The following is a 23905-nucleotide window of genomic DNA, read 5'->3' on the forward strand; positions in this document are numbered from 1 at the left end:
ATCTAAAAAAAGGACAACAACAATGGACATTATCCTAAAAAAAGACGTAGAAAACTTAGGACTTGAGTTTGATACAGTAAGCGTAAAGCCTGGTTATGCCAGAAACTTCTTAATCCCTCAAGGATACGCTCTTTTAGCAACCCCTAAAAACAGAGCAGCTCTTGAAGCTACTTTAGAAGCAAGAAAAGAGGAGGAAGCTAAATTAATCGCAACAGCTAACGGAATCGTAGATCAATTAAAGAAAACATCTATCACAATTCCTGCAAAAGTAGGTTCAGGTGATAAATTATTCGGATCTATCAACAATGCAGATCTTTCTGCTGCTCTTGAAAAAGCTGGTGTTTCTGTAGAGAAAAAATACATCAAAATTCCAGGGAACACCATCAAGAGAACCGGTAAAGTTACTGCAAACATCAGACTTCACAGAAATGTTGAGTACAATTTCGAATTTGATATTGTATCTGATGCTCCTGTTGCACCTCAGGCTCCTGCTGCTCCTAAAAAGGAAGAAGCTCCGTCTGAAGAAGCTTAATATTAAGCAGAATAGTATATTCACATACCATGCTGCCTCTCCGGAGGCAGCATTTTTTATTTGCGCCCATGCTGAAAAAACAAACAGATACCAACTGGAATATACATAATATAACGTCAGGCCCACCCGATAAAAATCCTCCCTGAAACCCGGCCCAAAGAAACTCCTGTTTTCGATATTTTTGTCACATCTTTTAGGAAAAATGGTATCCACTTTATAACAAAGACTGTGATTAGATGACCATACTTAAAAGTTTTTATCATTAAAAAAATATAATAACCCGGCTAATGAAAGTACATCTATCAGGAGTTCTATTATTGGGAAGCATAGCTTTCCTGCATGCTCAGTATGAAAAAAATGTAGGAATCAATATTTCTACCCCAACGGCTACCCTGCACCTCAAAGGAAAAGGCGCCGACAACACTACCCAAAGCTTAAAAATTGAAAATTCAGCAGGGACCAATCTGCTTACCGTAAATGATGACGGTACGGCTTCCGGATCAGTTCTAGCAAATCTTGGCGGAGGAAACAACGGCAAAAACGCTTTGGTGAAAACCACACCGGAATCTGCTGGCAACAATTGCAGTAACGGAGGCTTAAAAATTGAAACCGGTCTTGACAACGACGGAAACGGAACTCTCGATGCTTCAGAAATCACTGATACACGATATATCTGTAACGGAAGCAATGGCCAGGGGTTTTCCAGCGGTTCAGCGGGTGGCCAGGTTTACCTTACATCAGCAACATCCCCTTATGCGCCACAAACGCCTAAAACGGTAACGGGAGACCTGAGTATTACCGAGAGCGGAGCAGCCACTATTGCAGCCAATGCAATTACTACAGCGAAGCTGGCCAATCAGTCCGTAACCATTGGCAAAATTTCAGCAACAGGTACACCGGGTTCTACCACTTTCCTCCGGGGAGACGGGACATGGGCGGCGGCAGGCGGCGGAAGCTCCTCCTCAATACCATTCAAAAAAATAACAATGACTACCGGTAATAATTATTACACCGTAACCACAGCGGATTTAGGCGGTATCCTGCTTTTCGACTGGGCAGCCATACAGGGAAATAATACGGGAACCATCAATTTAACATTACCAGATCCTGCAACTGCGGGAAACGGAGTAAAATTTAAAATTTCCTATACTTCTTTTCAGGGTGGTACCAACTGGGCCTGTAATGCTAGAACACCTTCAGGGTCCATGTATGCGGGAAATTCTGTTGCTCCTGCCAATACCTATGTTTCCGTTTATTTTACTTCAGAATTCTTTTGTGACGGTACCAACTGGTATGAGATACCTGAAAATTAATAATAACAGAAAAGATGCCTTCTTGTATTAAAATAAAAAAAACCGGGATGATCCCGGTTTTTTTATGATTTTGATGTCCAGCTCTGAAAAAATGCTTTAACTTTCTCTAAACTGTACCCCTTACCTTCTTCAAGAACATCGCTTGGCTGTATATGGATCATCTTACCATATTTATCCAGTACAATGAATACCGGATAACCGAATTTGTCCCCGGGATTGCCATATTGTGAGAATACCTTCTCATTCTTATTATCAGGGGAATAATTTAAATGGTAATACAGGTAATTGTCATCCACCAACTTCTTCAGTTCCGGAGTGGTCTGCACAAAATTATTAAAGCGCAGGCACCATATACACCAGTTTCCTCCTGCCTGGATCATTATATTTTTATTCTCCTTTCCTGCTTTTGCGATCAGCCGTTGAATATCTGCCTCCGCATCTGCTTTTGCATCGTAGGGTTTAGGCAGCTGTGCCTTTTCCTGAGCAGCTTTCATCTTGGCTTCATTCTCTGCGTCAGCCTTAGCTGTTACGGTATTTGAGACTTTGCTTTTATTTTCCGCACTGCCGTTCACTTTCTGTGAGAAAACGGCAACGCTGAAACTCAAGAAAGCAATTAATGATAACTTTTTCATTGTATAAATGTAAAAAAATAATACTTATTTGCAGCAAAAAGGGCACCATAATTTTATAATGCGTAAATTTGTACGTTTTATGAATTTTCTCATCCAAATCATTTATCTGGTCTCAAAACTTCCCCTGAAAATCCTGTATGTTTTTTCAGACATCATTTTTTTCCTGAACTATTATATTATAGGATACAGAAAGAATGTCATTACCCGGAATCTTGAACGGTCATTTCCGCATAAAAGCAAAACTGAAATCCGTGATATCAAAAAGAAGTTCTACCGGAATTTTTCGGATTACCTGGTAGAGACCATAAAATCTTTCAGTATTTCCGAAACGGAATCCAGGGTAAGGATGCAGCACATCAATCAGGAACTTTTTCATGAAGCCAAAGCAGAAGGTAAGAACATCATTCTTCTGGCCGGGCACGTGTTCAACTGGGAGTGGATTAACGCGCTGGCCACCATTGTCCCGCAGGACCACTGCCATCCCGTCTACCGCAAGGTTAACAGCAATTTCTGGGAAAACCAGATGAAAAAGCTGAGAAACAGATTCGGGAATGAAGCTCTTGAAGCCAATGACGTAATCCTGAATATATTCAGATCCAAAAATGACGGAAGCTCTGCCTATATGTTTGTGGCAGACCAGACTCCGCACTTTGCACACATTACTTACGGAACTGAGTTCCTGAACCAGAAGACTCCTGTATTTACAGGCTATGACAGACTGGCCACCCGCATGGACCTGGTCTTTATCTACTGTGAAATGAAAAAGGTAAAACGGGGATTTTACCAGGTTAATTACCATAGGATCTATCCTGACGGCGAGAAATTCCAGGAACATGAAGTCGTGAAAAAGTTTCATAAACTATTGGAAAACACCCTGCATAAACATCCGGATAATTACCTCTGGTCGCACCGCAAGTGGAAATACGAAGATTCAATTAAAAACATGATTTAAACAATTATGGCTCAGATACAGCAAAAACTGGCTGTTGTCATCCTTAACTGGAACGGGAGGAACTGGTTGGAAAAATTCCTGCCTGGCGTTGTACGTTATACTCAGGATGCAGATATTTATGTGATAGATAATCTTTCCACAGACGACTCCATAGCCTACCTTGAGGCGAATTTTCCTTCGGTAAAAGTGATACGCAACCTTAAAAACTATGGGTTTGCGGGAGGATATAATGAGGGGCTGAAATCTATAGAGGCTGAGTATTACTGTCTCCTGAATTCTGATGTGGAGGTCACGGAAAACTGGACTGAACCTATTCTCAGGTTACTGGATACCATGCCGGAAGTATCTGCTGTACAGCCAAAAATACTGTCATATGAACGTCCGGAATATTTTGAATTTGCCGGCGCCGCAGGAGGCCTTATAGATAATTTAGGCTATCCTTACTGCCGGGGAAGGGTTTTTGATGACCTGGAACAAGACTATGGCCAATATAATGACGAAACCGAAATTTTCTGGGCATCAGGCTGCTGTTTTTTCATCCGGGTGAAAGATTTCCGGGAGCAACAGGGCTTTGACGAACGATTTTTTGCACATCAGGAGGAGATTGACTTGTGCTGGAGGCTTATCAACTTAGGAAAAAAGATTTATTATACTGGGAAGTCCCGGGTCTACCATGTAGGTGGCGGTACGCTAAATAAACAAAGCCCGGCAAAGACCTATCTGAACATCCGGAACAATCTTTCCATGCTGCTTAAAAACATGCCTTTTCCCAAGCTTATTCTGACATTGTTTTTAAGAATGTGCCTCGATGCCTTTGCTGCGCTTTATTTCGGCTTTAAATACGGTTTCCCGCACTTTTGGGCTGTAGTAAGGGCACACTTCGCCTTCTACGGACAGATCCCGGGAACATGGAAACGGAGACAGAACCATCAGGAAAAAAAATTCTACCAGTCCAGGTGGCTGATCTTTAAACATTTCTCAGGTAGAAAAATAACTCATAATCCCTAATTCATAACCCTACACAATGGATTTCTGCGCTATAGACTTTGAAACAGCCACTCACGAGAGAAGCTCTGCCTGTGAGATGGGCATCTGCATTGTACAGGACTCTAAAATTGTGGAGACAAAGACCTGGCTGATCAAACCGCCAAGCTTTCCTTATTTTAATCCAAGGAATATTGCAGTTCACGGCATTAATCCAGAAGATGTACAGGATGCGCCTACCTTTGATGAAATCTGGTATGAAGCTGAAGAAATGATGTACGGAACTCTCATGATTGCCCATAATGCAAGCTTTGATGCCGGAGTGCTAAGAGGATGCCTGGGCCATTACGGAATGTTTTCTCCCAAGCTGAATTATCTGTGCAGTATCCAGTTGGCAAAACAGTCGTGGAATTACCTGCCAAGATATGGCCTGAAACACCTGGCTGAATACCATCAGATTCAATTTAACCACCACCGTGCCGGTGCTGATGCTGAAGTATGTGCTAAAATCTCTTTACTGGCCTTTGAAAAATTATTCCTTACGAGTAATGATGAAGTTCATGACCTGATGAAAATGAAGATTAAAAAACTTTAACCTTCCTATTTAGGTTATTTAGTTGCTTAAAACTTCCGAAAGCAGATTGAATTTAGGGATATCCACTTCAAAATTTTCATTCGTTTCCATATTTCTGATAAGATACTTTCCGCTCATGTTGCCTACTCCAGAACGGAGCATGACATTGGAAAAATAGTCGAATTTTTCACCCACGGCAATCTCAGGCGTAAGGCCAATCACCCCATCACCCACAATTTCCGTATAGCCGAACCCTACATCGAAAACCAGCCATTTCCTTTTCAGAACCTTAACAGGAAAATTACCTGAATTTTCTATGGTGATGTTGTATTTAAAAACATAGCGGTTTTCCGAGGGATAACTGTTTTTAGTGTCGTATTCAGGAACCACTGAAACTTTAATGTTTGAAGTCGTTTTTGAGAACATAACAGGTATTTTACCAAATCTATACAAAAATCTCGCCTTTTGCAAGGCGAGATTATAAGTTTATATGATATTGATGAAAAATTAAAGTTCTAATGCTTTTCTTTCATCACCTCCCATCAATACTTCTACAGGATTGTCGATAGCTTCTTTTACAGCCACCAGGAACCCTACAGATTCTCTTCCGTCAATGATCCTGTGGTCATAAGACATCGCCACATACATCATTGGACGGATCACCACCTGTCCGTCTACCGCTACCGGTCTCTGGATGATATTGTGCATTCCTAAAATAGCAGATTGTGGCGGGTTAATGATTGGTGTAGAAAGCATAGAACCGAATACGCCTCCATTGGTAATCGTAAAGGTACCTCCGGTCATTTCATCTACGGTAATCTTTCCGTCTCTTACTTTTTCAGCAAGGTTCTTGATGTTGGCTTCTACCCCTTTGAAAGTCATATTCTCTGCATTTCTCAATACCGGAACCATTAATCCTTTAGGACCTGAAACGGCTACGGAAATATCGCAGAAATCATAATTCACTTTGAAATCACCATCTATGGATGCATTCACGTCAGGATACAGCTGTAAGGCTCTGGTTACCGCTTTCGTGAAGAAAGACATGAAACCAAGACCTATTCCGTGTTTCTGAGCGAATTCATCTTTATATTGCTTTCTGATTCTGAAGATTTCAGACATATCCACTTCATTGAAAGTAGTCAGCATGGCAGTCTCATTCTTAACAGAAACCAATCTTGAAGCTACTTTTCTCCTTAAAACAGAAAGTTTTGTGGTAGTAGTGGATCTGGAACCCGTTGCAGTAAGAGAAGTTCCTCCCATAGCAGGAACAGCAGCCAGTTCTGCGTCAGTCTTAGTAATTCTGCCATCTCTTCCGGTTCCGGATACCTGAGCTGCATCCACACCTTTCTCGTCTAAAATTTTCTTTGCTGCAGGAGAAGGAGCACCTGTAGCATAGGTTTGTGTTGCAGCTGCTGGCTGAGCGGCTGGTTTAGGTGTTTCCTGTTTAGCCGGTTCAGCGGCCTTAGGAGCTTCTTCTTTTTTCGGAGCTTCAGCGGCCGGGGCAGCGTCAGTATTTCCTCCTTCAGGTTTAGCAGCATCCATATCAATTAAACAAACGACCTGGCCTACTTGTACCACGTCTCCCTCTTCTGCCTTTAAAGTAATTACACCACTTTGTTCAGCAGGCAATTCAAGGGTGGCTTTGTCTGAGTCTACCTCAGCGATTGGCTGATCTTTTTCTACATAATCACCATCTTTCACAAGCCAGGTTGCAATTTCAACTTCTGTAATTGATTCGCCCGGTGAAGGAACTTTCATTTCTAAAACTGACATATCGAGTATTTTTTATTTTTTAATGGATTGTTATTAATTAAGCGGTTACCGGTCTTTTAGCAGGCATATCTTCTCTGTCAAAAACCCTGTTGATAACCAAGTTCTGATTTTTCTCAAACATTTTGTGGCTTCCCGGTGCCGGTGCTCCACTTGGTACAGGCGCAATCACCTGGATTCCCGTATCTCTGAAGTTTCTCAGGATATAAGACCATGCACCCATGTTTTCCGGCTCTTCCTGAGCCCAGATCAGTTGTTTTTTGTTTCCGTACTTGCTGAAGATCTGTTCAATCACGTCAGTCTGTAAAGGATACAGCTGCTCAAATCTCACCAATGCTACATTTTCAGCATTCAGCTCTTCTTTCTTCGCAAGGAGTTCGAAATAAAGTTTACCGGAGCACAGTACCAGTTTTTCAACTTTATCAGGATTTGCTGTCGTATCATCCAGAATAGGCTGGAATGAACCCGTAGCAAAATCTTCAAGCGGAGAAATTACTTTCGGATGTCTTAGCAATGATTTCGGACTCATAACGATCAGCGGCTTTCTGAAGCCCCATTTCAGCTGTCTTCTTAGCAGGTGGAAGTAGTTGGCCGGAGATGTAATGTTGGCAACCACCATATTTTCATTGGCACAGAGAGTAAGGAATCTCTCCAGTCTTGCTGAAGAATGCTCTGCACCCTGTCCTTCTGAACCATGTGGCAACAGCATTACCAGTCCGTCCTGGATTTTCCATTTTTCTTCTGCAGCAGCCAGGTATTGGTCAACAATAATCTGCGCTCCATTGACGAAATCCCCGAACTGTGCTTCCCAGATCGTCAAAGTATTCGGTGAGGCCATCGCATATCCGTAATCAAATCCAAGCACACCATATTCTGAAAGGTGGGAATTATATACATCAAACCTGTTTTCTGAAACATGCCTTAACGGGATGTATTCTTCTTCCGTATCCTCTGTCTTTACCACTGCATGCCTGTGGGAGAAGGTTCCTCTTTCCACATCCTCACCGGAAATCCTTATATTGTGTCCTTCCGTAAGCAGGGTGGCATAGGCCAGCCATTCCCCTAGAGCCCAGTCCAGGGAATTGCCTTCAATTGCTTTGATACGGTTTTCGAAAAGTCTTGTAATCTTATTGATGAATTTCTTGTCTGCCGGAAGTGTGGACATTTTAATGGCCAGTTCCTTTAGTTTTTCAAGATCATACTGCGTATCAACCTTTTCCAGAACAGCTCCTCTTTTGGCAATAGGATAATTCGTCCAGTCATCTGCCATAAAGACATCCATAACGTTCTTTTCGATTTCCTTGGAGGCATCAAAATCTTTATCTAAAAGCTGCTTGAAGTTTACTTCCATGTTTTTAAGCACATCATCGGAAATAACGCTGTCATTGATCAGCTTGTCTTTGTAAATTTCTCTCGGGTTAGGATGCTTGGAGATCAGTTTATATAAATTAGGCTGTGTGAATCTTGGCTCATCACCTTCATTGTGCCCGTATTTTCTGTATCCTAAAAGATCGATGTAAACATCTTTCCCGAATTTAGCCCTGTAATCTGCGGCAAAGTGGATGGCATGTACTACGGCTTCAGCGTCGTCTGCATTTACGTGCATTACCGGAGACTCTGTTACTTTGGCAATATCGGTACAGTAAGTTGAAGACCTTGCATCGGCATAGTTAGTGGTGAAAGATACCTGGTTGTTCACTACGATATGAACGGTACCTCCTGTTCTGTAGCCTTCCAGTGTCATCATCTGGGCAACTTCATAAGCAATCCCCTGTCCGGCAATAGCTCCGTCACCATGGATAACGATTGGTAAAATTTTGGAGTAGTCACCTTTGTATTTATCGTCTACTTTAGCTCGGCAGATGCCTTCTACGAGTGCGGCCACCGTCTCTAAGTGAGAAGGGTTCGGAGTAAGGTTAATGGATACTTCCTCTCCGGAAGCAGTCTTTATTTTTTTAGAAGAACCTAAATGGTATTTCACGTCACCGGAAAATACATCCTCTTCAAATTCTTTTCCTTCAAATTCTGAGAAGATCTGCTTATAAGATTTCCCGAAAATATTGGAAAGCACATTCAGCCTACCTCTGTGAGCCATTCCCAGAACCACTTCATCCACACCCAGCTGGGATGATCTTGAAATCAGCTGGTCCAGTGCAGGAATCAGGGTCTCCCCTCCTTCAAGCGAGAATCTTTTCTGGCCTACAAACTTGGTATGAAGATAATTTTCAAAAGCAACAGCCTGGTTCAGTTTCAGAAGGATCTCCGTTTTTTCGTTCGCGGAAAGGTTCGGATGGTTTTCGTTAACCTGCAGCCACTGCTTGATGAAGTCTTTTTCTTCAACATTGTTGATATGCATATATTCTACCCCGATAGAATCACAGTAGATATTTTCCAGGTGGTGGATAAGTTCCTGCAATGTAGCAGGGCCTTTCATTCCGGTTTCTGTTGCGCAGTTGAACTTAGTATTCAGGTCTTCTTTGCTGAGACCGAAATTCTCAATATCAAGAGTCGGCGTATAATGCCTTCTTTCCCTTACCGGGTTGGTCTTGGTAAACAGGTGTCCTCTTGTTCTGTATGCTTCGATTAGGTTAACAACCTTGAACTCTTTTTTAATATGTTCAGGAACCTCTCCGTTGGATACAGCCTGAGCCATCTGATTTACTGCAGGAGATGATTGGGCAGCAGGTGCCTGGATGTACTGGATATTATCTTCATCACCGTAGTTCTCCAAAGCAAAATCGAAGCCCTGAAAGAAGGCTTTCCACGATGGTTCGAGAGAGTCCGGATATTTTAAATACTGTTGGTATAAATCCTCAATTAACTGAGAATGAGCTGCGTTTAGGAATGAAAATCTGTCCATTATTACAGTTTATCTGTTATTAAAATTTGTTTGTAGAATTAATCTTCAAATGTAATAAAAAAAACCGAGGTGGCACAGGCTCAAACCATTTAAAAAAACTATGGATACGGAAACTATTTATAGACAGAGAGCGACAGTTTCATATTGACTTCCTGATCATCCAGAGGGCGTTCTATGAACATCTGGCGGATGTCTCCGGAACGCATTTCATCTTTCTTGGCCTGCTGGATCAGCTGCTGGATGGCTTTTACCCTTCCTGCATAGGTTCCTTTATAGTACATCACATAATTCTCCGTCGCGTTAATAGTCCTGAAACTGAAATTGTTATCCGTAACTCCGGTTTTATTGGAAAGCGGAATCCCAATGAAATAAGATACTTCTTTATCTTTATAATTGTCGGCATCCGTTATCAGGACAGCATACCCGAATTCATCATCTTTCTTACCCAGGTCCATCGTCACATAATTGTACACTTTATTATAGTTCATGACAATGTTTTTGTATAAAGCATCTTTTTTATTTGAAGCACTTACGTTGACCCCCAACAGCAGTTGGGATTCGTCCTTTTCCACCATGATACTGTCATACTTTATCGAAGCCAGTTGATTGTCTTTTTCAACTTTATTCCCCAGCACATTTTTGAGCTTAGCCATGCTTTTATCAATATTGTCTGCAAAGCGGTCTTCCGTCCAGAAATTCTCTACCCTCCTGAACAGGGAAAGTTTAGGGGTATGTACCCGCCAGGTAATGCTTGTTTTCTGCGGCGAAAGGGATTTGAATTTTACATCAACCAAAGTAGGGTTCTCATTTCGGTCTTCAAAAAGCTGGTAACGAAGGGTTTTGCCGGGATTTTCATACCGGATGAACATTTCGCCATCCGTTTCATTTTTCGGATCTACGTAACTTATGGAGCTTCCCTGCCCTTCATACGGCGTATAATAATCAATATCAATGGAAGGAGAGCTGCTGAAAAAGTTGTTCCAGCGGGTAAAATTCTGAAGGTTATTGAACTGGGAGAAAACTTTCTCTACCGGATAATCAATTTCTTTTTCGATGGTAAAGCTCTTGCTTTCATCAACGAAATAATACATGGAAAGGGCATAAGCTCCCACCAGGATAATGACAAGTACACTTAGGATTCTGAAAACACGCATCACACAAAAGTAAGACAAATAAAAAAAGTGACCAATATCTGATCACTCTTGTTATCGCTGTATGTTAATTTCTTATCCGATATGGGTTCCGGGAGGTAGAACGGCACCCTTCTTCACAACTACAATACCGTCCTGAACGGCATAAGTCCCATAATCACCATCTTCCAGATGCCTTCCGCCTATGATCCTGACATTGTCTCCGATATAGCAGTTTTTATCGATAATGGCTTTTTCTATGTAACAGTACTTACCGATTCCCATATTTGGGAACCCGCTTTTGTCATTGGAAACAATATCCATTGTTGTCTGGTAGAAATCCGCACCCATTACATAGGAGTTAACAATGGTACTTCCCTTGTCAATTCTCATCCGGTTACCGATTACAGAATTCTCTATTTTGTCTGCCATGATGATGCATCCGTCCCCGAAAACCGCTTTGCTCACATAAGAACCATTGATTTTGGATGGCGGAAGCATTCTCGCCCTTGTATAAATAGGTGAAGTGGAAAATAAGTTGAATTTAGGAAAGTCCTGACAGAGATCCAGGTTGGCCTCATAAAACGATTCAATAGTACCGATATCTGTCCAGTAACCTTCATACTGATAGCTTAGTGTCGTATATTTTCCGATAGAGCTTGGTATAATATCTTTCCCGAAATCATCTCCTGCACCTTCTTCAAACATTTTTTTCAGGATATTCTTTGTGAAAATATAAATTCCCATGGAAGCGAGAAACTCTTTCCCCTGATATCTATTTTCATCGGAAACTTCGGATTTGAGATCAGCCAATGCATCATATGATGGCTTTTCATAGAAAGAAGTAATATTCCCCTCATCATCTGATTTTAAGATTCCGAAACCTGTAGCGTCTTTGGCATTTACGGGAATGGTTGCAATGGTTACATCACCTCCCTTTTCAATATGGAAATCCAGCATTTCCCTGAAATCCATCTGATAAAGCTGGTCTCCGGAAAGAATCAAAATATAATCATAATCATACTTTTCAAGATGTTTCATCGACTGTCTCACAGCATCTGCCGTTCCCTGGTACCAATTTTCGTTCTCTACATTCTGTTCTGCAGCGAGGATGTCTACGAAACCTTTGCTGAAGATGTCAAAATGGTACGAATTTTTGATATGCGAATTTAAAGAAGCTGAATTAAACTGCGTCAAAACAAGGATTTTGTTTAATCCGGAATTCAGGCAGTTGGAAATGGGAATATCCACGAGCCTGTATTTTCCGGCGATAGGTACTGCCGGCTTTGATCTGGTGTATGTAAGTGGGAATAATCTGGTTCCCCTGCCTCCGCCTAAAACAATGGAAATTACATTGCGTTTCATAAATATCTTGCGTTTATTTTATTAAGTTTACTGTTCTGCTTCCGGTATCTACATGCACCGTAAAGCATCTTTTGTTATTAGCTTTAAGTTCTTCTTTGTAGATGATGACCTCATACCTATTACCCTTCAACATTCTTACCATTTTGTCTACATTATCAATTTTAATGCAATATTTTTCCAATTCTTTCCTGAACATGCTGTTTGTGATGAGGATATCCATAACCATTGCACTCGTCAGCGGAAAATCTCTGATATCTTGATCATATCTTATCCTCCAGTCTTTTCCGTATTCCTGTTCGATTGCAGCATAGGTAGCCTTGTTAACGGTATTGATACTGTCAATTAACTTCTGATTAACCGAGCATTCAGCCATTATATCATGTTTTATCTTCCATTTATAAGAAATTCCGTCCATGGCTTCTATCACAGCTAAATTGGGATACCCATAACTTAAAATCCTGTAATATCCAGCACTGTCTTTCATTACTTCCTTCCTGCAGGAACATAAGAATATACATAGCAATAAACAAGCGGTTCCTCTATACATGATTACTTTCTGTACAAAGCAATATATTTTTCTGCCGATTTCTCCCAGGCAAAATCAAAACTCATATTGGTATGAATCAGGCTGTTCATCATATCCTTACGGCTGTAAATGCTCAAAGCCCTTTCTATAGCGTTAACAATATCGTCTACGCCAGGATAAGTAAAATTAAGGCCAGCTCCGCCTGTGGAAACATCCTGTACCGTATCTTTCAGCCCTCCGGTATACCGTACCACCGGAACCGTTCCGTATCTCATAGAATACATCTGGTTCAGGCCGCAAGGCTCCACCCTTGATGGCATCAGCAGAAAATCGGCAGAAGCATAGATTTTATGGGAAAGATATTCCTTATATCCCAGATCTACTGCAAAATTGGAATAGACATAATCGAATTCCTTCAGTTTATTCTCAATAGCCATATTACCGGATCCCAGGATCATAACATTTAATGCTCCGCTTGTTTGTGTAATGCTCCTCCAGACCATATCCGGCAGCAGATCAGCTCCCTTTTCGGTGGCAAACCTTCCGATAAAGGCAAAAAGAGGAAGCTCCGGCCGTAAACCATATTCTTTGCAGAGTTTTTCCTTGTTCTTTTTCTTCTTTTCTACGGCATTGCGGATGTTGAAATTATAGTCAAGCATCGGGTCCGTTTCGGGGTTCCACACTTCTGTATCAATGCCATTGATGATACCGTAAGCCTTTCCATATTCATTACGGATCAGATGTTCCAGGCCATGGAAACTTACATACAATTCTTCAAGATATCCCTGTGAAACCGTAGTGAAGGCATGCGAGCATTTGATCATGCAAGCCAGAGGGTTAATCAGCCCGTTCCAGTCCAGCAGGCCCCACTGATAGGAATCGAACCCCGGCATGTATTTCGCCATTTCCCAGCTCATCATCCCCTGGTATTCACCGTTGTGGATGGTTCCGATGGTTTTTACTCCCTTTAAAAAGGAAAATTCCGGACAATGCTCAATCATGAAAGGCACCAGGCCGGTATGATAATCATGGCAGTGCAATACGTCCGGGCGGATCTGCATTGCGCTAAGCCAATGCAATACGGCATGCTGAAACGCGATAAACTGGAAGTTTTCATCCTGGTAGCCATAAGGATTGTCCCTGTCCAGAAGACCGGGAACTTTCACCATATATAATTCGAATCCCAATGCATTGGTCTTTTCTTTCATGACCAGTGCCCGGAGCATATTTGACCCCTGATGGATAAAGCCATCGAAAACAACATCAAATTCATGTTCATGAACAAAAGGTTTGTTATACCAGGGCATTACAACCTTTGCATAAATATTCTCAATTGTATTCTGATATTTGGGAAGTGCTCCTACGACATCCGCCAGTCCACCGACTTTTGCCACCGGATAACACTCCGTACTGAGATGATAAATAACCATTATACTTTATCTTTTGTGTAATTTAATTCTTTTTTGCGGGTATGTTTTTTCCTTTTTCTTTTTCAGCACGATTCCGGCAAGAGGGGATATTCTGATGCTGATGGATTTCGGGTGATTCATCCAGTCTTCTTGATCCTCCCGGAAAATGTCGGGATGCACGCCACTCCCTGCATACTGTTCATCATCGGAATTGAAAATTACTTTCCAGTGCGTTCCCGCATCAACCCCGATCTTATAATCCATAACTTTGGGCGTGAGATTAAGTATGACCATGCATACTTCATCTTTATTTTTTCCTTTTCTAAGATAGATATACACGGAGTTGTCCTGATCATCGGCCTGTACCCATTCAAAGCCATCACTGCTGAACTGGCTCTCATACATTGCTTTCTCAGTTCTGTACAGATGGTTCAGATCTCTTACCAATGCCTGCAATCCTTTGTGCACGCTGTATTGCAACAAATGCCAGTCCAAACTCTGCCGGAAATTCCATTCCCGGGTCTGCCCGAATTCATTTCCCATGAATAAAAGCTTTGCGCCGGGGTGGGTAAACATATAAACGTACAGTGCGCGCAGATTGGCGAACTTCTGCCATTCATCTCCTGCCATCTTGTAAATCAGGCTGGATTTCCCATGTACCACTTCGTCATGGGATAGAGGCATCATGTAGTTTTCATTAAATACATACATGGAAGCAAAAGTAAGCTTATGATGATAAAATTTTCTGTCCGAAGGGGATTCCTTAAAATAATCTAAGGTATCATGCATCCATCCCATCATCCATTTCATTCCGAAGCCTACCCCTCCGGCATAGACCGGCTTGGTAAGCATGGGAAAATCTGAGCTTTCCTCGGCAATCGTCATGATGCTGTTGCCGAACACTCCGTAAACGGCTGTATTGAATTCCTGAAGGAAAGTTTTGGCTTCCAGATTCACATTTTCACCATAGATGTTGGGTTCCCACTCCCCTTCATTCCTGGAATAATCAAGGTGAAGCATGGAAGTTACGGCATCTACCCGCAATCCGTCAGCATGATAGCGGTCCAGCCAGAACATGGCATTTGAAATCAGAAAAGATTTAACTTCATTTCTTCCATAGTTGAAAATATAGGATTTCCAGTCGGGATGAAACCCCTTTCTCGGATCTTCATGTTCGTAAAGGTAAGAACCGTCGAAACGGTGCAGGCCATTGGCATCACCGGGAAAATGGGACGGCACCCAATCCAGGATCACACCGATATTGTTTTTGTGCAGCGTATCGATAAGGTACATCAGGTCCTGAGGAGAACCGAAACGCGATGTGGCAGCAAAGAAACCGGTAATCTGGTATCCCCAGCTCGGATCATACGGATATTCCATCAGAGGCATGAATTCCACGTGGGTAAAGCCCATTTCCAGGATATAGGGAACCAGCTTATCAGCAATATCCCTGTAGTTAAGAACCTTTTCAGGATCGTACTCATTTTTCATCCAGGAAGCCAGATGCATCTCATAGACTGAAATGGGTGCCGTGATACTGTTCTTTTCCCAACGTTTGGACATCCACTCCTCATCTCCCCATTCATACCAGGTTGTTGAAATCAGCGAAGCGGCCTGCAGGTTTTGTTCCCAGCTCAGCGCGTACGGATCGCTTTTTTCCAGGATTTCACCATGCGCAGTCTCTATGGCATACTTGTACAAAGTTCCCCAGGTAAGCCCGGCAATGAACCCTTCCCAGATTCCTGAACCATCCCATCGGGGATACAGGACGTGCTCACGGTGATTCCAGCTATTGAAATTCCCAATAACAGAAACCTTTGCGGCATTGGGCGCCCAGACAGAGAAATAAACACCCTGTATTCCGTCGTTTTCTATGGAATGTGCCCCGAATTTATCGTACAGCTTATAATGTTTGCCTTCTTTAAAAAGATAAATATCTTGTTCCGTAAAAAGACTGTGTATTGTAACCGAATCCATCAGTTGTGATCTTGTATTATATTTTCCTTGAAAATACGAAAAATATCATCACCAATTGTTAATCTTTAATGAATATTTACCGTACTGCTTGCATGCATCAAAGGCTTCTCAAATATATCATTTTTACTTTGAGGGATTTGTGGATTCGGATGCCCTTCTTTATAAAGTTTTTCATAAATTTAACGGTTAACTTTTATGAAACGCTTATGATGAGGTTTGAATTGCATACCGGTGAAAAGGATGAAAGGCCGGTCTACATCACCGGAAATTTCAATAGCTGGAACCCCCTGGACGAGCGTTACCGAATGACACTTCTGGATTCAGGCATTTATTATATTGAAAAAGATGCTGCAACTTTACCGGACCATATAGAATACAAATTTACCCGGGGAGGATGGGAAAATGTTGAACTGGATAACAGCGGCAATATCACCCCTAACCGAAGAGTCCTGAAGTCGGCCGGTAAAACTACCGATACCGTAGAAAACTGGAGACTCAACTGGGGTCCTTTTAAAAAAGAATACTTTCCTATAGTGGAAGTGGTTTCGGAGCAATTTTATATCCCACAGCTTGACCGCTACCGTAAGATCTGGGCACTTATCCCCCATGATTATTACAATTCTGAAAAAAAATATCCTGTACTGTACCTTCAGGATGCCCAAAACCTTTTTAATGAAGGAAGCGAATACGGAAACTGGGAAATTGATAAAAAACTATCTGTATTGGCAGAATATGGCCGCGGAGACCTCATAGTTATTGCTGTAGACCACGGAAGCAAAGACCGAATTAAAGAATATATTTTTGATAATGACCATATTTCCAACGGTTCGGAAGGCAAAAAATACATCCGTTTTATCACGGATACCCTGAAACCTCATATCGACCAGAAGTACAGAACACTGAAGGATAGGGATAATACCGGAATCGGAGGCAGCTCACTGGGAGCACTCATCAGCATTTACAGCGGTTTCCTCTATCCTGAAGTCTATTCAAAATTGCTGATTTTCTCACCTTCCTTATGGGTGGAACCGAACAATAATTTTCCGATGATGAATTTCAGGGTACCGTTCAAAACTAAAATTTACCTGTATGGTGGCGGCCAGGAAGGATCTAAGATGGTCCGAAGAATACAGATGTTTGAAGAATCCCTAAAGAAATGGGAAGACCATAAGCTGTTTGACTTCGAGTTTCGTACCAGCATCAACCCTGAAGGAACCCACAGCGAGTTCTACTGGTCCCGGGAATTCCCCAGAGCCATAGAATGGCTGTTCTATGATAACAGCGAAAATCCCGCGGAAGTTCCGCCACAACAGCAAAGCGCTAAAAAACAATCCTATGAAACTGATCAATAAAAAAAACAGGAAATACGCCCAGGTATTTCATCTCTTCAGCGAAGAAGAGTGGGCCAAAGTGCACAAAAATTTCAATCCTGGCATCTCTGCATTCTTTAACGGAAAAAAACATGAGGTCTTTATCCATGTGCATGAAGAGGGCATCGTCTATTTTATCGGTCTAGGAAAAGCGGATATCCGGAATTTTGAGGTCCAGCAGGCTGCGGTAAAATTCTCCCAGACTCAAAAAGCAACCCTGAAAGCCGTACCGACATTGATTTTAGCTGATTTCCTGAGTGAAAGACAGTTTGAAGAGTGGGTCAAAGGCCTTCTTATCGGGACATACGAATATCCTTTCGAGAAAAAACATGCAGTTTGGGATCCTGCATTTGAAATACATTCCCAGAATATCAGCCAGAAAAAACTGGATATCATTGCACAGCGCGCCTATGCGTTATGCAATGGACAAACCGCCTGCCAGGAATGGCTGAACAAACCTGCTAACCTTAAAAAACCAGATATATTCAGCACTTATCTTAAAAATACGGCGAAGAAATACGATTTTAAATACACGGCATTCAACCGGAAAAAATGTGAAGAACTGGGACTGGGGGCTTATCTTTCTGTTAATCAGGGCAGCGCCTATGATGCCGCCTTTACCATCCTGGAATACAAGAGCAATGTTAAAAACGCAAAAACATTCGGCCTCGTCGGAAAATGTGTGCTTTTTGATACCGGCGGGATCTCCCTGAAAAATCCCGATAATATGCATTACATGAAATCTGACATGGGAGGAGCTACAGCTGTTTTAGGAACACTGATCTATGCTGCCGAGATGCAGCTTCCGGTAAATATCATTGCTATACTGCCTGTAACAGACAATGCCATATCTGAAAAGGCTTTCCTTCCCAGTGATGTAGTAACGGCTTACAACGGTAAAACCATCGAAGTGCTCAATACGGATGCTGAAGGAAGGATGATCCTGGCTGACAGCCTTGCCTATCTTGCTAAAAACTACACCACTGACCTCCTCATTGATCTGGCTACCTTAACCGGAAGTGCTGTTAGGATGTTCGGAGATACCTGTGGAGCCTTGTTCTCTAATGATGAGTCGCTTCAAAACCTGTTGCTGAAAAGCGGTGAAGCAACACATCAGCGCTTATGGAATCTTCCTTTGTGGGACATCTGGAACGAAGATATACGGTCGGACGTAGCAGATATCAAAAATATCTCTATGAAACCTATTGGCGACTGCATTATAGCAGCTAAATTCCTGCAGCACTTCATTGAAGGCCATCCAAAATGGGCTCATCTTGATATTGCCGGCGTGGCGTTCGGAAATGTTGGTTATGCCAAAGAAAAAGCAGCGACCGGATTCGGAGTCCAGCTGCTGATTGATTTAATTGAAAATTATCATTAAAAATTAGGGTATTACAAAAATTCTCTGTATCATTGATATGAATTTTCAGATCATTAACTTCCCGGAAGTTTTGTTATTGAATTACCACTCCTAACAGCTTTTCATTTCTGAAAATTCACCAAATATTAAAAAACATGATATGAAGGAGAAAATCATTGTATGCATTTCCTGCTACTACAAGGGTTATGATTTCATGGATGAAATGCAGAAACTCGGTAACAGGGTTATCCTGATCACTTCAGAAAATCTGAAGGACAAGAACTGGCCATGGCATGCCATTGAAGAAACCTTCTACATGCCTGAAACGAAACCCTCTGTCTGGAACCTCGATCATCTTGTGCAGGGATTTTCTTACCTCATGCAGACCAGGAAGGCAGATGCCGTTGTCGCTTTGGACGATTATGATGTCGAAAAAGCAGCGCTCGTACGTGAAACCTTTCGTATTCCGGGCATGGGACAGACAACCCACCGTTATTTCAGGGATAAGCTCGCCATGAGGCAGAAGGCTGAACAATCTGCCATAGAGGTTCCGGAATTCACAGCTGTTTTTAATAATGATGAGATCCATGATTTTACACAGAGAGTACCGGCTCCCTGGGTTCTGAAACCACGTTCTGAAGCTTCCGCTTCAGGCATCAGGAAAATCCGGTCGGAAAATGAGCTCTGGGAGGCACTGAACGCCCTCGGTGATGAACGCCATCTTTTCTTACTGGAAAGCTTCAAGCCGGGAGATGTGTACCATGTTGACAGTCTTACATACAATAACAGCACTGTTTTTACATCCGCATCCCAGTATCTTGCCCCTCCGATGCAGGTGTCCCATGAAGGCGGTGTATTCATGACCAAGACTCTCGGAAAAGATTCCGTAGATTTCAAGGATCTAAACCATCTGAACAGTCTGTTGCTTAAAACCTTCGGGTTAAAAAACGGCGCTACCCATACAGAATTCATCAAAGGAAAAGAAGATGGGAAATGGTATTTCCTGGAAACGTCATCCAGAGTGGGAGGTGCGCATATTCCCGACCTGGTGGAGGCAGCCACCCATATCAACATCTGGCGTGAATGGGCCAGGATTGAAGATGCACTCTTAAAAAACAAGGAATATAAGATAGCTGATCCGGCAGGACACTATGCAGGACTGATTATTGCGCTCATCAAAGATCAAAACCCGGATTACCGTGATTTTGAATCTGAAGAAGCCGTAAAATTCCTTCCTATAGACCATCACATCGGGATTGTATACCGGTCGGATGATCCGGACATCATCCAGGAAAAGCTGAACAATGCAGCTGTCAGGATACAGGCAGAAATGCTGAGCATCCTTCCTCCGAAAACAAAGCCGACCAGTTAAACCAAATGAACCTTAATCTTTTGCCATGCCTCATATAGAACATTCTGATTATTATTCGCATATTTTAAATATGCATGTCCCTGTAGAAATTACGGGGCATTATGGTTATCCGGTCATTATGTTTCCTACTTCGCAGGGATCCTATACTCAGAATAATGATTTCCACCTGAACGGAAGTGTCAACTGGCTGATCGAACAGGGAAAAATAAAGCTGTATAACATCCAGACCATAGATAGCAGCAGCTTTTATGATAATAACATTCCCCCGCAGGACAGGATCAGAAATTATGAACGGTATATCCAGTTTTTGATTCAGGAGTTTGTACCCTATATACAGAAACTTCATCAAACCCATCGCATAGCTGTTGCAGGAGCAAGTTTCGGGGGATATCATGCTGCTAATTTTGCATTCAGGTTTCCGGATCTGGTTTCTCACCTGATCTGCCTTTCGGGTGCTTTCAGCATCAGAAATTTTATGGATGGCTATTCTGATGACCTTGTGTACTTCAACTGTCCCAATGAATTTGTAAAAAATGATGCAGCATGGAAGTATAAGCACATGCATATTGTACTGAGCACTTCAGACCAGGATATCTGCAGGGACAAGAATATTGAAATGGCGGAAATATTGAGATCCAAAGGCATTGATTTCTGGTATGACGAAAGAAAATGGATCAGTCATGACTGGCCACTCTGGAGAATGGTTTTCCCTATGTTTATGGGACGTTTCTTCTCCTGATAATGGATTATCAAAATATTAATATAAAAACAACAATTATGGCAAAAAAGGTGGGTATTTTATTCGGCATGGAAGATACGTTCCCATGGGCATTCATCGATCGGGTGAATGAACTCGGAAAAGGAGAAATCACTGCCGAACCTGTACTGATCGATCAACTGGAACAGGGCGCAGATTATGGCTATGCGGTTATCATCGACAGGATTTCACATGATGTGCCGTTCTACAGGGCATATCTTAAAAATGCAGCATTAAACGGAACTTATGTGATCAACAATCCGTTCTGGTGGAGTGCAGACGAAAAGTTTTTCAATAACGCTCTGATGACCAAGCTTGGAATTCCTTTGCCGAAAACCGTACTGTTACCGTCTTTTGAGAGGCCTTCAAATACTTCGGAAACTTCATTCAGAAACCTGAAGTATCCCCATAACTGGGAGTATATTTTTGATTACATTGGTTTTCCGGCTTACATGAAACCCCATGATGGCGGCGGATGGCGGAATGTTTATCGCGTGGAAAGTCCCGAGGATCTCTGGAGTAAGCATTCTGAAACGGAACAGCTGGTCATGATGGTTCAGGAAGAAATTGTGTTTACAGATTATTACCGGGTATATTGCCTGGGCAGAAAACATGTGCACATTATGCCTTACGAACCGCGGAATCCTACGCATCTCAGGTATGCAACCACGCATCAGACCCAAGGCAAAGAATTGGAGAAACTGCTGAAAACCATCCATGATTATACAATTCTGATGAACGAAGCTTTGGGCTACGATTTCAATACCGTAGAATTTGCCGTGCGGGACGGGATTCCTTACGCCATTGACTTCTGCAATCCTGCCCCGGATGCCGATAGGAATTCTGTAGGGGAAGAGAACTTTGAGTGGATCGTAGAGCATGCAGCTCAATTTGCCATAGAAAAGGCAAAAGATTACGTTCCAGGAGAAGCGCACATCAGTTGGGGAACTTTTGTACAGGATTCGATGGAAAAATAAGAATACGGAACACAAATTAACATGAAAATCTTATGCAGCATCAGTTTACCATAGGCATTGAGGAAGAATATCAGATCATCGATGTGGAAAGCCGTGATCTCATTTCCCATGTTTCCAAGATCATTGAAGGCGGAAAGGCGATCCTCAGTGAGAATCTAAAGCACGAGATGCATGAATCCATGATTGAAATGGAAACGGGCATCTGCCAGAATATCCAGGAAGCCAGAACGGAGCTCACCAACCTTCGTAGGCATCTGATCCAGATTGCCCATGAACAGGGACTTAGGGTATCCGGAGGCGGAACCCATCCTTTTTCACACTGGTCTGCCAATACCATAACCCAGGGAGAGCGGTATACCAAAATTGTAGATGATATGGGAGATGTCGCCCGTGAAAATCTAATTTTTGGGCTGCATGTCCATATCGGGATCCCAAACCGGGAAGAAGGTGTGCGGATACAGAATGTGATGCGGTATTTCCTTCCGCATGTATATGCTTTGTCCACCAATTCGCCGTTCTGGATCGGAAGGTATACCGGCTTTAAATCTTACCGGCAGGAAATTTTCGTGAAATTCCCGCGTACCGGAATCCCAAGTTATTTCAACTCTCTTGCAGAGTTTGACAGCTATGTAGATTTGCTGGTAAAAACAGGAACCATCGACAATGCAAAAAAAATCTGGTGGGACCTTCGTGTCCATCCCTTCTATCCTACCATAGAATTCAGGATCTGTGACATGCCGATGAGAATTGATGAAACCGTATGCCTGGCCGCCATCATGCAAAGCCTTGTGGCAAAAATTTATAAGCTGCACCAGCAAAACCTGAGCTTCAGGAGCTACAGAAGGCTTCTGCTGAACGAAAACAAATGGAGGGCTTCCAAGAGCGGTATTGAAGCGCACCTCATCGATTTCGGAAAGGAGGAATCTGTTCCTTATCCGGTGCTCCTCAAAGAGCTTCTTGAGTTTATTGATGATGTGGTGGATGAGCTAGGATGCAGGAAAGAAGTGGAATATGCCTGGAAAATCCTTGAATACGGAACCGGAGCAGACCGTCAGCTGAGCATTTTCAGGGAAACAGGAGACCTGACCAAAGTAGTTGATTATATGATTTCTGAAACTGAATATGGAATCACCCACGGCCTCCCTGCTTCATAATATTTAATACCTTTGCAGAAACACGAATCAGCATGACCGATATTCGCATTGCCCTGCTGGATATGAACAACAACCATATCAATCAGGGATTCAAGAACATCCTCGAGATTTCGGAAGCTTTCCGGCAGCAATCCGGGGAACACGTAAGCATTGAAACATTTGATGTCCGGCACAAAAATGAGATGCCGGATGCCGCGGCATTTGATATTTTCATATCTTCCGGAGGACCGGGAGACCCACACCGGGAAGGCCTGGAATGGGAAGACCGTTTCGCCGGATTACTGGATTCTATTTTTAACCATAACCGGACTCATTCCGAGAAGAAATACCTGTTTCTGATCTGCCATTCCTTTCAGCTGGCAGCCATCCATTGGAGGCTGGGCAATATCTGCAAAAGAAAATCTTATTCTTTTGGCATCATGCCCGTGCACAAGACAGAGGAAGGTGAAACTGAATTTTTGTTCATGAATCTGCCGGACCCTTTTTTTGCGGTAGATTCCAGGGCGTATCAGTTTATTGAACCGGACTATCAACGCTTGGAGGAGCTGGGCATGAAAATAGTGGCCATTGAAAAATCCCGCCCCCATATCGATCTGGAAAGAGCTGTTATGGCGGTGCGCTTTTCTGATGAAATTTTCGGCACCCAGTTTCATCCTGAAGCTAATCCTGAAGGCATGCTTGAAAACCTTAAGGATGAGAAGAATAAAAACGCTATGATTGAAAACTTCGGGATCGAAAAATACCTTGAAACGCTGGACAGGATGGACGACGAAGATAAAATCATGCTGACACAGGCACAGATCCTTCCAGGCTTCCTTCAGTCTGCGGTTAAAAGTATCCTGAAACGGGCCGGAGCTTACTGAAAATCCGGCCACACTGTAAAAAATA

General features: G+C 42.5%; 21 protein-coding genes. 12 read left to right on the forward strand and 9 right to left on the reverse strand.

Translation table 11 applies throughout. The features are described 5' to 3' along the window. Window positions 1-22 precede the first annotated feature (22 nt). Both rplI and QE404_RS07415 read left to right on the forward strand, forming a co-directional pair. Entirely contained in the window at window positions 23-532 is a 510-nt protein-coding gene (gene rplI, locus QE404_RS07410) for a 50S ribosomal protein L9 (protein WP_307448662.1), read from the forward strand. Window positions 533-819: 287 nt separating this feature from the next. Next, window positions 820-1845: a DUF7151 family protein gene (locus tag QE404_RS07415; protein ID WP_307448666.1), complete on the forward strand. Its 1026-nt coding sequence runs from the start codon at window positions 820-822 to the stop codon at window positions 1843-1845. Between the two features lie 62 nt (window positions 1846-1907). Here the strand turns inward: QE404_RS07415 and QE404_RS07420 are convergent, their stop codons facing one another. Further along, the gene (locus tag QE404_RS07420; protein WP_307448669.1) at window positions 1908-2477 is read right to left on the reverse strand and encodes a thioredoxin family protein; all 570 of its coding nucleotides are present in this window, start codon (window positions 2475-2477) and stop codon (window positions 1908-1910) included. 79 nt (window positions 2478-2556) lie between these two features. Between QE404_RS07420 and QE404_RS07425 the strand changes: the two genes are divergently transcribed. From QE404_RS07425 to QE404_RS07435, 3 genes are read left to right on the forward strand one after another with little or no spacing between them, the layout of a single operon-like run. After that, window positions 2557-3429 carry a lysophospholipid acyltransferase family protein gene (locus QE404_RS07425; RefSeq protein WP_307453800.1) on the forward strand — a complete coding sequence of 291 codons (873 nt, stop codon included), beginning with the start codon at window positions 2557-2559 and terminating at the stop codon, window positions 3427-3429. Between the two features lie 6 nt (window positions 3430-3435). Then, window positions 3436-4437, forward strand: a complete 1002-nt coding sequence (locus tag QE404_RS07430) for a glycosyltransferase family 2 protein (protein ID WP_307448672.1) — start codon at window positions 3436-3438, stop codon at window positions 4435-4437. A gap of 16 nt (window positions 4438-4453) precedes the next feature. Further along, window positions 4454-5008, forward strand: a complete 555-nt coding sequence (locus tag QE404_RS07435; protein WP_307448675.1) for a 3'-5' exonuclease — start codon at window positions 4454-4456, stop codon at window positions 5006-5008. 18 nt (window positions 5009-5026) lie between these two features. Here QE404_RS07435 and apaG read toward each other — a convergent pair whose 3' ends face one another. The 8 genes from apaG to glgB form a co-directional block, all read right to left on the reverse strand. Continuing rightward, window positions 5027-5413, reverse strand: coding sequence for a Co2+/Mg2+ efflux protein ApaG (gene apaG, locus QE404_RS07440; RefSeq protein ID WP_307448677.1), 387 nt, complete (start codon window positions 5411-5413; stop codon window positions 5027-5029). A gap of 81 nt (window positions 5414-5494) precedes the next feature. Further along, complete coding sequence (odhB, locus tag QE404_RS07445; RefSeq protein ID WP_307448680.1) at window positions 5495-6763, reverse strand: 2-oxoglutarate dehydrogenase complex dihydrolipoyllysine-residue succinyltransferase; 1269 nt, start codon at window positions 6761-6763, stop codon at window positions 5495-5497. A 37-nt stretch (window positions 6764-6800) separates the two neighbouring features. Further along, window positions 6801-9620, reverse strand: coding sequence for a 2-oxoglutarate dehydrogenase E1 component (locus QE404_RS07450; protein WP_307448684.1), 2820 nt, complete (start codon window positions 9618-9620; stop codon window positions 6801-6803). A gap of 113 nt (window positions 9621-9733) precedes the next feature. Beyond that, entirely contained in the window at window positions 9734-10774 is a 1041-nt protein-coding gene (locus QE404_RS07455) for an SRPBCC domain-containing protein (RefSeq protein WP_307448687.1), read from the reverse strand. Window positions 10775-10846: 72 nt separating this feature from the next. Continuing rightward, window positions 10847-12115 (reverse strand): glucose-1-phosphate adenylyltransferase, encoded by a 1269-nt coding sequence (locus QE404_RS07460; protein ID WP_307448690.1) that lies wholly within the window; start codon window positions 12113-12115, stop codon window positions 10847-10849. Window positions 12116-12128: 13 nt separating this feature from the next. Next, window positions 12129-12599 carry a hypothetical protein gene (locus QE404_RS07465; RefSeq protein WP_307448693.1) on the reverse strand — a complete coding sequence of 157 codons (471 nt, stop codon included), beginning with the start codon at window positions 12597-12599 and terminating at the stop codon, window positions 12129-12131. 65 nt (window positions 12600-12664) lie between these two features. Beyond that, window positions 12665-14071 carry a glycogen synthase gene (locus QE404_RS07470; protein WP_307448695.1) on the reverse strand — a complete coding sequence of 469 codons (1407 nt, stop codon included), beginning with the start codon at window positions 14069-14071 and terminating at the stop codon, window positions 12665-12667. Window positions 14072-14077: 6 nt separating this feature from the next. After that, a complete protein-coding gene (gene glgB / locus QE404_RS07475; RefSeq protein WP_307448700.1) occupies window positions 14078-16027 on the reverse strand; it encodes a 1,4-alpha-glucan branching protein GlgB in 1950 nt (649 codons plus the stop codon). A 206-nt stretch (window positions 16028-16233) separates the two neighbouring features. Between glgB and QE404_RS07480 the strand changes: the two genes are divergently transcribed. The 7 genes from QE404_RS07480 (at window position 16234) to QE404_RS07510 (ending at window position 23880) form a co-directional block, all read left to right on the forward strand. Beyond that, the gene (locus QE404_RS07480; protein ID WP_307448703.1) at window positions 16234-17379 is read left to right on the forward strand and encodes an alpha/beta hydrolase; all 1146 of its coding nucleotides are present in this window, start codon (window positions 16234-16236) and stop codon (window positions 17377-17379) included. Beyond that, window positions 17300-18778 (forward strand): leucyl aminopeptidase family protein, encoded by a 1479-nt coding sequence (locus QE404_RS07485; RefSeq protein WP_307453802.1) that lies wholly within the window; start codon window positions 17300-17302, stop codon window positions 18776-18778. The genes QE404_RS07480 and QE404_RS07485 overlap by 80 nt, the downstream gene beginning before the upstream one ends. A 139-nt stretch (window positions 18779-18917) precedes the next feature. Then, window positions 18918-20129 carry an ATP-grasp domain-containing protein gene (locus tag QE404_RS07490; protein ID WP_307448708.1) on the forward strand — a complete coding sequence of 404 codons (1212 nt, stop codon included), beginning with the start codon at window positions 18918-18920 and terminating at the stop codon, window positions 20127-20129. Between the two features lie 25 nt (window positions 20130-20154). Beyond that, window positions 20155-20868: an alpha/beta fold hydrolase gene (locus tag QE404_RS07495; RefSeq protein ID WP_307448711.1), complete on the forward strand. Its 714-nt coding sequence runs from the start codon at window positions 20155-20157 to the stop codon at window positions 20866-20868. A gap of 38 nt (window positions 20869-20906) precedes the next feature. Beyond that, complete coding sequence (locus tag QE404_RS07500; protein ID WP_307448712.1) at window positions 20907-21863, forward strand: ATP-grasp domain-containing protein; 957 nt, start codon at window positions 20907-20909, stop codon at window positions 21861-21863. Window positions 21864-21895: 32 nt separating this feature from the next. Beyond that, a complete protein-coding gene (locus tag QE404_RS07505) occupies window positions 21896-23017 on the forward strand; it encodes a carboxylate-amine ligase (RefSeq protein WP_307448714.1) in 1122 nt (373 codons plus the stop codon). 32 nt (window positions 23018-23049) lie between these two features. Next, window positions 23050-23880 (forward strand): type 1 glutamine amidotransferase, encoded by an 831-nt coding sequence (locus tag QE404_RS07510; RefSeq protein WP_307448716.1) that lies wholly within the window; start codon window positions 23050-23052, stop codon window positions 23878-23880. Window positions 23881-23905 lie beyond the last annotated feature (25 nt).

It is taken from the genome of Chryseobacterium camelliae (assembly GCF_030818575.1).
GTDB lineage: Bacteria > Bacteroidota > Bacteroidia > Flavobacteriales > Weeksellaceae > Chryseobacterium > Chryseobacterium camelliae_A.